Raw genomic sequence first — 12,324 nt, forward strand, 5'->3', positions numbered from 1 at the left:
ATATTTGAATCGTTTAACAAAAAACCACACAAATTCGGGAATTTTTTTTAAAATTTTTTATTTTTTTTATATTTCATTTTTAAATAAAAAAAAGGGAACCTTAACCGTCTAAAGCAGCAGGTTCCCTTATATAAAAATTAAAAATTATCAGATACGGATTTTTTTATCAGTACCTGCGTCATATTCCTTACGAAGTTCCTTAACCTGATTATCCTTAAGGTAATCATCAAAATTCATCATGCGGTCAATAATTCCCTTTGGAGTAATCTCAATAATTCTGTTTGCAATTGTAGAAATAAACTCATGGTCATGACTTGAGAAAAGAACAACACCATGGAATTTAACAAGACCTTCGTTAAGACTTTCAATAGATTCAAGGTCAAGATGGTTTGTAGGATCATCAAGAATAAGAACATTGGCACCGGAAAGCATCATCTTAGAAAGCATACAGCGAACCTTCTCTCCTCCGGAAAGAACCTTAACCTTCTTAAGGGAATCATCTCCAGAAAAAAGCATTCTTCCTAAAAAGCCGCGTACGTATGACTCATCCTGTTCCTTAGAAAACTGTTTAAGCCATTCAGTAATATTCATATCATTAGAAAAATATGATGAATTATCACGGCCCATATAAGTCTGACTTGTAGTCTGTCCCCAGGTAAACTCTCCTGAATCAGCCTTCTTTACTCCGGAAATTACATCAAAGAATGAAGTAATTGAATTATGCTCCATACCTACAAATGCAATTTTTTCTCCAGGGTGAACTGTAAGGCTAAAGTTATCAAGAAGAACTGTTCCATCACTATCTTTTGTATTAATCTTTTCTGCAGTAAGAACAAAGTTTCCGATTTCCCTGTCAGGTGTAAATCCAACAAAAGGAAATTTACGGCTGGTAACAGGAAGTTCTTCAAGTTCAAGTTTTTCAAGAACCTTCTTACGGCTGGAAGCCTGTCCTGCCTTAGAAACATTGGAAGCAAAGCGCTGAATAAAGGCCTTAAGGTCAGCCATCTTATCTTCACGCTTTTTCTGCTGGTCCTTAGCCTGCTTCTGAAGCACCTGACTCATCTGATACCAGAAGTCATAGTTACCTGTAAACTGAGTAATCTTTCCGTAGTCAATATCACAAATATAAGTACATACCGCATTAAGGAAGTGACGGTCGTGGCTTACTACGATAACGCAGTTTTCAAATTCAAGAAGGAAGTCTTCAAGCCAGCCGATACTTTCAAGATCAAGACCGTTTGTAGGTTCATCAAGAATAAGATAATCTGGATTACCAAAAAGAGCCTGAGCAAGAAGAACACGAACCTTCTGGCTTTCATCAAGTTCACTCATCATCTTGTCATGATTTTCTTCTTCAAGACCAAGACCAGAAAGCATCTGTTCAATCTGATTTTCTGCTTCATATCCACCAAGTTCACCAAATTCAGCTTCAAGTTCAGCAGCCTTTATTCCGTCTTCTTCAGAAAAATCTGCCTTTTCATAAATGGCATCCTTTTCCTTACCTATTTCGTAAAGTTTAGGAAAACCCATCATTACAGTTTCTTTTACAGAATATTCGTCGTATTTAAAGTGGTCCTGGCTCAAAATAGCCATGCGTTCTCCGGCACTCATACTGATTTCACCGGAATCATGTTCTATTTCTCCAGAAAGAACCTTAAGGAAGGTAGACTTACCGGCACCATTTGCACCGATAATTCCATAACAGTTTCCCTTCATAAACTTAAGGTTTACATCCTTAAAAAGCGGCTTCTCGCTGAATTTAAGGCTTACGTCACTTACAGTAATCATATTTTTTACTCCTGAAAACTATTTATTAATTACTTTTTTGAAAAGAAAGATTTTATCTTACCAAAAAGGCTTTTCTTTTCTGGCTTAGCCTTTTTAACTGAATTATTCTTAACTGCACCCTTATTTTTAACAGAAGAATTATTTCTGTAAGAAGTGTTCTTCTGCTTGCTGCTTACAGACTTATCTTTTCCAGCAGGACTACCCTTAGAAAACTTCTGTCTGTAAATCTTCATGCGCTCTTCTGTAGACATAGATGCAAGAGCCTGTGTTTCTTCTTCAGTAAAGACTCTCCTATCCCTCTTGTATTCTTTCTTAGCATCTTCATTACGAATTGAATAACGGCCCCGACCCTTAGAAGGATCCCTTCTTCCACCATTATTATTGCGGTCATGATGACGGTTACGGTTTCTGCCGCTTTTTTCATACTCACGCTGACGGCGTTTTCCAAATTCACTCTTGTCATTGTAATCTTCATGGTATGAATCAAGACGGATATAAGTTCCTTCACTCTTGTCCTCTGCCATTAAAGAAGAATCTGCTACCTGTGAGGGGATCTGTTTTTCTATATAACGTTCAATAGCCGGAAGGGAATAAACATCCTGTTCACTACAGAAAGTATAAGCTTTTCCTGATTTACCGGCACGGGCTGTACGACCAATTCTATGTACGTAATTTTCAGCTTCATTAGGAAGGTCATAATTTATAACCATGGCAAGATCATTTACATCAATACCCCTGGCAGCAACATCGGTTGCAACAAGACACTTTGTCTTACCAGCCTTAAAGGAATCCATGATTGCAAGACGCTTTTTCTGCGGAAGGTCACCAATGATGAATTCAGCTTCAAGACCATTCATACGCAGACGCTTTGCAATAATTTCGCAGGATTTCTTAGTATTGCTGAAGATAATAAGGCTTTCCGGATTTTCCCTTGAAATAATTCCAAGAAGAAGCTTCATTTTGTCATCACTTGAAACATGAAGAAGAACCTGATCAATTTCATCAACAGTAATATTCTGAGCTTCAATAGTAATTTCTTCCGGATTACGGGTATACTCCCAGGCAAGATTCTTTACGTTAATATTCAAGGTTGCAGAAAAAAGCATAGTCTGGCGTTTTTCGCTGGAAGGAAGAACTTTTATAAGACGGCTTAATTCAGGATAAAAGCCCATATCAAACATACGGTCAGCTTCATCAATAACAAGGAAGCCGATACTGCTTAAATCCATCTGATTACCTTCATGAAGGTCAATTACACGGCCTGGAGTACCAATAATAATATCCACACCCTTCTTTAAAAGGGCAACCTGCTTATCATAACCAACACCGCCGTAAAAACTTGCACAAACAAGACCTGTTTCCTTAGAAAGCTTAAGGCATTCTTCTTCAACCTGAACGGCCAGTTCCCTTGTTGGAACCATAATAAGGGCTTTCTTTGCAGAAAGATCACTTCTTGTAAGCATTTCATTGATTACAGAAATAAGAAAGGCTGCTGTCTTACCTGTACCAGTCTGGCTCTGTACGTATAAATCCCTTCCCTGCTGACTGGCATTAAGAACCTGTTCCTGAACCGGTGTACAATCAACATAACCGGCTCCTTCAATCCCCTTCTGGAGATTTTCATTCAAAGTAAATTCGCTAAATTTCATATATATTCCTAAAAAAAATTTTGTCAGTTAAAAAAAAAAGAATTATCCACCCTATAATTAAGTCTACCATTTATAATAAATTGTGTAAACATTGGCCTTTTTTAGCCTTATTTAAGCCCTTTTTGATTCCCCGGGGTCCTCTTTTTATACTGTTAAAGGCATATAAAATTCATTATAATCAAAGCGTGAACGCAAATATTAATCAGAAAAACCAACAGCAGGCAGATTTATTCAAAAACCGCCTTACAAAAAATCTTAAAAACCTTAAAAAATGGTCCAGAAAAAACAGAATCAGCTGTTTCCGCCTTTACGACAGGGATATTCCGGAAATTCCCCTGGCTGCAGATATTTATACCTTTCTGCCACCTTATACTGACACAAAGGAAGAAGCAGCCCTCTTTATAAACAGAAAAAACGAAGCCATCTCTGCCAACAGTCCGGAAGCAGCAACCATACTTGCAGAAGAAGGAGAAAGAAGCTTCCTTTTACTCTACCTCTATGAACGTCCCTACGAAAAAGACCCGGAAGAAGAAGAAATCTGGCTTGAATGTATGGCCCAGGCAGCAGCAGAAAGCCTGCAGATTAAAAAGGAAAATGTCATAATAAAAACAAGAAGAAAGCAAAGTGACGGAGAAAAAAGGGAACAATACCAGAAAAATGACTCAAAAAATATTTTCCGCCTTACCCAGGAACAGGGACAGCTTTTTCTTATTAACATTGACGATTATCTTGATACAGGCCTCTTTTTTGACCACAGACCCCTTAGAAAAACCGTCAGGGAAAGCTGCAGGGGTAAAAGTGTCCTGAACCTTTTCTGCTACACAGGAAGCTTTTCCGTTTATGCAGCAGAAGGCGGCGCTAAAAGGGTAACCAGCGTAGACATGAGCAATACTTACCTGGAATGGGCTAAACGCAATATGGAAAAAAACGAATTTACAGACCCGGAAAAATATATATTTGTAAGACAGGATGTAAACGGCTTCCTTAATCAGATGAATGCAGAAATACCAAATTCTCAGGGGAGCAACCGTTTTGATTTAATTATTCTGGATCCACCTACATTTTCCAACTCCAAGCGTACGGAACACACCCTGGACATAAACAGGGACTGGCCTGACCTTGTAAAAAAATGCCTTTCCCTGCTGAATGATAAGGGAACCCTTTACTTTTCTACAAACAGCCGCCGACTCTCCTTTGACCAGGCCCTTCTTCCCCCAGGAACAATAGTTTCTGATATAAGTGAATCAAGCATTCCTGAAGATTACCGCAATAAAAAGATTCACCGCTGCTGGAAGCTTCAAAACCCAAAGGAGGCTTAAAGTGAATATTTTACTGGTACTGGCATTTCTCTTTTTTACAGGCAGCACTGCCGGATGGATACTGGAAGTTTTCTGGAGAAGATTTTTTTCTAAAAATAACCCGGAAAAAAAGTGGCTTAATCCCGGCTTCCTTACAGGCCCCTACTTACCCCTTTACGGCCTCAGCCTGATTATTCTTTTTTCACTATCCTTTACTGATGTAAGCTTTATAAAAGCCCCTGCCTTACAAAAAGTCATACTCTTTATATTCATGTCCATCTGTATTACAACCATTGAATATATAGCAGGCCTTATCTTTATCAAGGGAATGAAAATCCGTCTCTGGGACTACAGTAAAAACCGCTTTAACATAAAAGGCATTATATGTCCCCAGTATTCCTTTTACTGGATTATTTTAAGTGCCATTTATTATTTTTTAATTCACCCAAGGATTCTTTCCTGGCTCTACTGGTTTACAAACCACCTTACCTTCAGTTTTGCAGTAGGATTTTTCTGGGGAGTATTTACCCTGGATTTATGCTACACCTTTAAGCTTTCTGCAAAAATCAGGAAATTTGCAAAAGAAGAAAAGATAATAATTAAATACGAAAACCTTAAGGAATCTTTCCGCAAAAAGAATGAAGAACTTAAAGAAAAAACAAGATTCCTCTTCCCTCTTAAATCTGACATTAAATCCATCAGGGAACTTCTTCACGATATATTTAAAAGTCAGTAAGGCTGTAATTCTCATGGCATCTTTACCATAAAACAGCCCTGTTCCTTAAGACTACTGGAAACCACTGTATGACAAAGCTTTCTCCACAAGTCTCCTGCAGCTGCATTCTACAAAAAGTCCCCTGCCTGAATAAAAAAAAACAGCCCTTTCCGATTAAACAGAAAGGACTGTTTTATGTCATTTAAGACAAACTTATTTTGCTTCAGCAGACTTCATGCCATAGCGCTTGTTGAAGCGGTCAATACGACCTGCAGTATCTACAAGCTTCTGCTTACCTGTATAGAAAGGATGGCATGCAGAACAGATTTCAACCTTGATGTTTTCTACAGTTGAACGTGTTTCAATTACATTACCGCAAACGCATGTAATTTTTGTAAGTTTGTACTCTGGGTGGATTCCCTCTTTCATAATAACTCCTGTCTTGCCCGACAGCAAAGCAACCCCAGTCACCACTAGCTTGTGCAAACGAAGGCACATCTATCATTCCATCACTGTTAGGAAGCAAATTGCAGCCACAAGAAATATTTATTTAGTTCCTTAAATATAAGGAAAACTATTACTTTAGTCAATAAAAGTCCTGCTGAACCTTACTCAGCAGCACTTCCTGTATTCATCATGGAAAGGAATGCATTATTATCCTTAGATTTACGCATTTTATCCATAATAAGTTCCAGAATATCGGCATCTTCCATAGGATTAAGAACCTTACGGAGTACCCACATCTTCTGAAGTTCTTCTTCTGTAAGGAGAAGTTCTTCACGACGGGTTCCAGACTTCTTAATATTGATTGCAGGGAAAAGTCTTCTTTCTGCAAGCTTTCTGTCAAGGTCGATTTCTGAGTTACCGGTACCCTTAAATTCTTCAAAGATAACTTCGTCCATGCGGCTTCCGGTTTCTATAAGGGAAGTAGAAATAATGGTAAGGGAACCACCTTCCTCTACATTACGGGCAGCACCAAAGAATCTCTTTGGCTTATGAAGGGCATTTGAATCAACACCACCGGAAAGTACCTTTCCGGAAGTAGGAACAGTCTGGTTATATGCACGGGCAAGACGGGTAATTGAATCAAGAAGAATTACAACATCCTTCTTATGTTCAACAAGGCGCTTTGCCTTTTCAAGAACCATTTCTGCAACCTGAACATGACGTGTAGCCTGTTCATCAAAAGTAGAAGAAATAACTTCTCCCTTAATTGCCCTTTCCATTTCTGTAACTTCTTCAGGACGTTCATCAATAAGAAGAACAATAAGATAAACTTCCGGATTATTAGTTGTAATGGCATTTGCAATCTTCTGCATTAAAGTTGTCTTACCGGCTTTAGGAGGAGCAACAATAAGAAGACGCTGTCCTTTTCCGATAGGTGCAAAAAGATCAACAATACGGGCACTTAATTCAGTAGAAACAGTTTCAAGACTAAGCTTTTCATTTGGATAAAGTGGTGTAAGGTTTTCAAAAGGAACACGGGTCTGAGCAACACGTGGATCATCAAAGTTTACTGTTTCTATACGAAGAAGGGCAAAGAAACGCTCCCCTTCTTTTGGACTGCGGATCTGTCCGTAAATAGTATCACCTGTCTTAAGGTTAAAAAGACGAATCTGACTTGGTGAAATATAAATATCATCAGACCCAGGAAGATAGCTGTTCTGAGGTGAACGAAGGAATCCATATCCGTCCGGAAGAATCTCAAGGGCACCGCTGGCAAAAATAATACCACCATGTTCTGTGTGAGCCTTGAGAATAAAGAAAATAAGTTCCTGCTTTTTCAAAGGAGCAAGATCATCTGCCAGAAGACCATACTGGGTAGCAAGGTTTCTTAATTCAGGCATACTCATTTTTGTAAGATTATTGATTTCAAGACGTGGTTTAGATTCGTATTCTTCAGGGTTTTCGATTTTCTGTGCTGCTTCTACAGCTTCAAGGCGTTCCTGAAGGTTTCTTTCATTGTTTCTGTAATTGTTGTAGCGGCGGTTACCATAACGGTTATTGTTATTCTGATAATTTCCATTGTTCTGATAACGGTTATTATTCTGCCATCTTCTTGGCTGATATTCCTTTGTCTGTTCACCAGAAGCTTCAGAAGATTCCTGGTGCTGTTCACTGTGATCTGCACTACTTTCAGAAGCAGAAGTTTCTTCTACAGCAGCAGCTGTTCCTTCTACACCAGGCTCTGTTGATTCAGCAGGGCTTTCTGATGGACTTTCAGCAGTCTCACCTTCACTTTCTTTTACTGCACTTTTTCTTACAACTCTACGTCTCTTAGGCTTAACTTCTTCTGTTTTTTCCTCTGATACAGGGGCAGCTTCACCTGCATCGGATACTACTGTCTGTTCAGCCTGGGATTTTTCTGTTTCTGATTCTTTTGATTCTGAAGAGCGGCGTCTGATTATAGCCATAATAACTCCATGATAAAAATAAATAGGTATTTAATTAATTTTATGGGATTTTAACCTGAAAAACAACTTTTTTATTTGAAGAAAAGGAAAAAGTCGGGATGACAGGATTCGAACCTGCGACCCTCTGGTCCCAAACCAGATGCGCTACCAGCTGCGCTACATCCCGGTACAGATGGAGGATGAGGGGATCGAACCCCCGACATTCTGGGTGTAAACCAGACGCTCGTACCAGCTGAGCTAATCCTCCAAATGAATGGTTAGAATATATATAATATTGATTTTTTTGTCAATAAGAAATCGTAAAATTTCTCAAAAAAAATTTTTTTTTACTTTCCAAAATCCTATATTCTACTAGAATTTACACAGCTTCTGATGTATAATCAACAAATCAGACTCCGGGACCAACATTCCGGAATTATTTATCTAGGAGAACAAAATGAAAAGAACAGAATTAGTTGACGCTATCGCTAAAGACACAGGTCTTACAAAAAAAGATGCAGATGCAGCAATTAAATCTTTTATTGAAAACGTAACAAAAGCTATTTCTTCAGGTGATGATGTTGCACTGGTTGGCTTTGGAACATTCACTGTTTCAGAAAGAGCTGCCAGAGACGGAATTAACCCTCTTACAAAAGAAAAAATCCATATTCCTGCTTCAAAGGCTCCAAAATTCAAGGCTGGAAAAGCTCTCAAGGATGCTGTAAACAAGAAATAATTACCACTTAAAGCTGGTATAAAAAAAATGAGCTGCACTTGTTTAATATAAACATGCAGCTCATTTTTTTTGTCCCCTTTATAAGGAATATACAAAACTATTTAAGAATACGTTTATAAACCCTGGCCGGAACCTTTGCTTTTTTAAAGGCCTTTTCTGTAAGTACATCCCCTGCCCCAAGCTCTATAAGATAGCGGCAGGTCTTTATATAGGGAAGGGCTCCTTCATCAAGAAGCTTAAAATCCTCTTCCGTCATTTTTGATTCATCATAATAAAACTCATAGTCATCATCATAGGCTGTTTCTTCCAGGTACTCAAAAGGAAAATCCCAGATGTCAGGACCACAGGATACAAGAAGATCCGGACATCTTACCACCTTCCTGTCCTCATATTTTTTTTCAACCTTTTTATTCCAGTCAGCCCCGCATTCAATTAAGAATGAAACCTTTTCAAAAAGATCTTCAGGCAGAATATCAAAATAAATATTGGACAGTAAATCTTCAAAAACCTTATCTAAGGCAGCCTGTACCTTAGCTTTATCTTCCCTTTCCATAAGAAGTTTAAAGATTTCCTTATAACTTGAAGATTTTTCACCATTAAGATCACAGTAGCTGAAACTTTCAAATAAAAAATATTCAAAGCCAAACCATTCCCTGTTGTAGTAAATAATTCCATCCACTGAATATCCTGCATCAAGGAATTTTTTTATTAAGATGGAAGAAGAATCAGGATCAGATTTATATTTTTCCAGCAAAATAAGTACCACAGACTTCTCATTTGTATCATTATAATGCATGGAATTAGCAATTATATTTCTTCCCTTTGCCTTATCAAAATACCAGTTAAATGTCCTGCCTGTAATCTTATTTTTATCAAGAAGATCTGCAGTATCATATTCCCTGATCAAATAATAAAGGGCATATTCAGCCCAGGCTCCTGAATCAAGAAGAATATTCTGAAAGTCCATTTCTTCCTTTGTCCATACCTGACTGTATTCTGTAATATAGTCATCTTCATCACTATCCCAGCTGTATACCTTTTTCCTGTAAGTTTCTTCAAGGAATACTTCCAGAGGATGTTCCCCGCCCTTAGAAACTCCATTCAGATCCAGCCCATGCTTAATATAAAGACGGACTATTTCCAGCGCATAGCCGTCAATTTTTTCTGAGGCAAATATATGAAGAATATTTTTTCCTGAAAGATTACAGCTTCCGGCTGAAACACCCTGAGAAAAAAGCCAGAGAATCATATCCATAGCATTTTTTCCGGCTTTTGCATAAGACTCTGCATATACTGAATCATTTGAAGCCCGATAATAATCCCGGTCCCTCATACATTCTGTATATTTGTCACCAAGATAGCACAAAGGAGTATAACCATAGTTATTTTCCATATGTTCAGGTATCTTCATTCCTAAAGAAAGAAAATACTTTGCCATATCAAGGTCCCGCATGTTGATTGAAACTTCCATTGGACTTCCGGAATAGCCCTTTTCCGAAGAATTCTTTTTATAAGCTTCTTCAAAGTCAACGTTAAGCTTTTTAAGGACAGAAAAATAATACTTAAGTTTTTCATTATCCTCCCGGCCTATCTGGAAAGTAATATGATTAAGGGTTTCATTATAGGAAGTAACAAGGGCAGCAGTCTTTTCAAACTCAGCCCTGTTATCCCTGTCAAAGGCAGAAATAAGCATTTTTTCTGAATAGGAAGCTCCATGCTTTAAAAGAAGGGATGACACCTGATTATTATTGCCTCCATACTTCCAGGCTTCCAGGGCAGACATAGACTTATCTCCATAATAGTCATCCTCAACATCCTGACCTGTAACAGCAAAACCACACTTAATCAGATATTCACTCATTGCCGGGTCTTCATTAAAGGCGGCAGAATAAAGAAGAAGGTTTGTATTTTCTGCCTTACACTTTTCAAGCTTCTCATAAAGGCTGCCATCATTCTTAAAATCTTCAGAACTTCCAAAAGCAGCAGCAGCTTCAGCAGTTTTTTCATAAGGCATAAAAATACTATTCTCATAAGGAAGTTCCAGGGTAACTGCAAAAGAAGGTTTTTCCACCGGGTAAATATTAAAAGTCATGGAATAATCCCCGGTGTAATACCTGTCGTCAATAGAAAATCTAAAGCCCAGTGGTCTTCCCTCTATTTTTTTTAGGAGTGCATAAGCATTTTCCAGAGACTTTTCCCCGGACATATTTTCTTTTATATTCCAGGTCTGATTTTCCCACACATAAAATTCCAGACAGGGATCATAAGATATAGGACAACCAGCAGTTTCCTCATGCCAGGTAAAAAGGTAATGCCTGCCGTCTGGATTTAAGAACATTGCATACTCGTTTATAGAATGACCGCCTCCTGTTCCAGGAAAAAACCCATTAAGCATTGTGCCCCTTAAAGAAAAATTAGGTCTTGTCCAGTATTTCTCTCCGCTTTCCCAGTCAACTGCCCTTGCAAGAATAAATCCATCCTTTTCCTTTACATTTTCAGAACCAACATCAATTTCATAAAGACCTTTAAGCATTCTTTTACGTTCAGGATCATAGCGGAAAATTACTTCATCACTGCTATAATAAGCTCCGTATACCCTCTGCCTGTCTATTGCAGCATTAATACAGATTTCATCAATACAGCAGTCATTATCAGGAAGACTGCCCTGATAAACATCTTCTATTACAATTTTTACCTTAGAACAAAGGGAATCATATTTTCCAATATAAATACTTTCTGCAGAAGGATTATCCCTAAACTCTACCGGCAGGGCATTTTTTTCATCACCATCAAAAATAAAGAGGGCTTTTTTTATACGGTTGTTTTTCCAGTAATAAGAAAGATTTCCAAACCCGTTTTTTACAGTAATCATATTAATTGTTACAGGCTTTTCCAAAATAAGTTCAATCCATTCCCCCTTTCCGTCTCCAGGAGAACCTTCAACCCAGCATTCATAACCGGCATTACAGATATTACTTTCCTTATATTTATCTTCCAGAACAGAACTGGCCCTGACTTCCTTAACGGCCACATACTCAGGAACCATAATCCTGTTATAAGCAACCCATTCTTCATAGGTAAAGGTTTTTGAAGGAGTAACTACGCTTTCTACAGGAGTATTTCCAAAGGAATGCTGATAATAGCCCCCGGAAGAAGAACAGTAAATTGGATGGTCCGGCATATGAACTACCTTAAGGCTGTCACAGTACTTAAAGGCTTCATCCAGATAACCGTCAAAATCATAAAGATAAACATCTTTTAGAAGAGGACAGGAAGAAAAAGACTGATATCCAATATGGTGAATTGTATTCTGAGGAAAATAAACATATTCAAGATTGGCACAGGAAGAAAAACTATAGGAAGAAACAGATGTAAGTCCGCAAGGCAGCTTTATTCCCCCAAGACTTTTAACTGAAGTAATTGAATTATAAGGAATCTCCTCATTTTCCTTTCCCTCTGCAACAGACAGAGCCGACAGGTTTACATAAAAAATACAGTTGGATTTAGAGTCAAGGGATTGAGCAAGTTTTTGCCAGAATGAAGAATCAATTTTACCGGACGAAGGCTTAATCTGATATCTGGCAGGCTTATCCTGGCTTCCTTCCCGGCATTTAAGGATATAGGAATCAAGTTTTTTAATATCCCCTTTAAAATCGCCGGCTGAAAGTCCTGAAATAAAAATAAAAGTAACTGCAAATAAAAATAAATACTTTTTAAAATTACAAGAAAACATTTTTTACTCCTG

Annotated in this window: 8 protein-coding genes and 2 tRNA genes; 3 read left to right on the forward strand and 7 right to left on the reverse strand. The window is 38.0% G+C overall.

The genetic code is table 11. From position 1 onward, the window contains the following. Positions 1-147 precede the first annotated feature (147 nt). The gene (locus K6D58_RS02465) at positions 148-1,788 is read right to left on the reverse strand and encodes an ABC-F family ATP-binding cassette domain-containing protein (RefSeq protein WP_296827202.1); all 1,641 of its coding nucleotides are present in this window, start codon (positions 1,786-1,788) and stop codon (positions 148-150) included. 29 nt (positions 1,789-1,817) lie between these two features. Next, entirely contained in the window at positions 1,818-3,437 is a 1,620-nt protein-coding gene (locus tag K6D58_RS02470; RefSeq protein WP_296827204.1) for a DEAD/DEAH box helicase, read from the reverse strand. Between the two features lie 185 nt (positions 3,438-3,622). Between K6D58_RS02470 and K6D58_RS02475 the strand changes: the two genes are divergently transcribed. After that, on the forward strand, positions 3,623-4,756 hold the full coding sequence (locus K6D58_RS02475) for a class I SAM-dependent methyltransferase (protein ID WP_296827205.1): 1,134 nt from the start codon (positions 3,623-3,625) through the stop codon (positions 4,754-4,756). A gap of 1 nt (position 4,757) precedes the next feature. Further along, positions 4,758-5,471, forward strand: coding sequence for a putative ABC transporter permease (locus tag K6D58_RS02480; protein ID WP_296827207.1), 714 nt, complete (start codon positions 4,758-4,760; stop codon positions 5,469-5,471). Positions 5,472-5,663: 192 nt separating this feature from the next. Here the strand turns inward: K6D58_RS02480 and rpmE are convergent, their stop codons facing one another. From rpmE to K6D58_RS02500, 4 genes are all read right to left on the reverse strand, one after another. Then, a complete protein-coding gene (gene rpmE, locus K6D58_RS02485; protein ID WP_296827209.1) occupies positions 5,664-5,879 on the reverse strand; it encodes a 50S ribosomal protein L31 in 216 nt (71 codons plus the stop codon). Positions 5,880-6,058: 179 nt separating this feature from the next. Next, complete coding sequence (gene rho / locus K6D58_RS02490; protein ID WP_296827210.1) at positions 6,059-7,864, reverse strand: transcription termination factor Rho; 1,806 nt, start codon at positions 7,862-7,864, stop codon at positions 6,059-6,061. Positions 7,865-7,957: 93 nt separating this feature from the next. Next, positions 7,958-8,030, reverse strand: a tRNA-Pro gene (locus K6D58_RS02495). Between the two features lie 7 nt (positions 8,031-8,037). Beyond that, positions 8,038-8,111: transfer RNA gene (locus K6D58_RS02500), tRNA-Val, on the reverse strand. 189 nt (positions 8,112-8,300) lie between these two features. On the opposite strand from K6D58_RS02500, the gene K6D58_RS02505 reads away from it, so the two are divergent. Next, positions 8,301-8,579 (forward strand): HU family DNA-binding protein, encoded by a 279-nt coding sequence (locus tag K6D58_RS02505; protein ID WP_296827212.1) that lies wholly within the window; start codon positions 8,301-8,303, stop codon positions 8,577-8,579. A 97-nt stretch (positions 8,580-8,676) separates the two neighbouring features. Here the strand turns inward: K6D58_RS02505 and K6D58_RS02510 are convergent, their stop codons facing one another. Continuing rightward, complete coding sequence (locus K6D58_RS02510) at positions 8,677-12,312, reverse strand: NADase-type glycan-binding domain-containing protein (RefSeq protein WP_296827214.1); 3,636 nt, start codon at positions 12,310-12,312, stop codon at positions 8,677-8,679. Positions 12,313-12,324 lie beyond the last annotated feature (12 nt).

Origin of the sequence: Treponema sp. (genome assembly GCF_024696245.1) — a bacterium.
Classification (GTDB): domain Bacteria; phylum Spirochaetota; class Spirochaetia; order Treponematales; family Treponemataceae; genus Treponema_D.

Excerpts from the sequence above, each read along its gene's own strand:
- K6D58_RS02465 (WP_296827202.1), bottom strand. The coding sequence starts at position 1,788 with ATGATTACTGTAAGTGACGTAAGCCTTAAATTCAGCGAGAAGCCGCTT.
- rpmE (WP_296827209.1), bottom strand. The coding sequence starts at position 5,879 with ATGAAAGAGGGAATCCACCCAGAGTACAAACTTACAAAAATTACATGC.
- K6D58_RS02510 (WP_296827214.1), bottom strand. The coding sequence starts at position 12,312 with ATGTTTTCTTGTAATTTTAAAAAGTATTTATTTTTATTTGCAGTTACT.
- K6D58_RS02505 (WP_296827212.1), top strand. The coding sequence starts at position 8,301 with ATGAAAAGAACAGAATTAGTTGACGCTATCGCTAAAGACACAGGTCTT.
- K6D58_RS02470 (WP_296827204.1), bottom strand. The coding sequence starts at position 3,437 with ATGAAATTTAGCGAATTTACTTTGAATGAAAATCTCCAGAAGGGGATT.
- rho (WP_296827210.1), bottom strand. The coding sequence starts at position 7,864 with ATGGCTATAATCAGACGCCGCTCTTCAGAATCAAAAGAATCAGAAACA.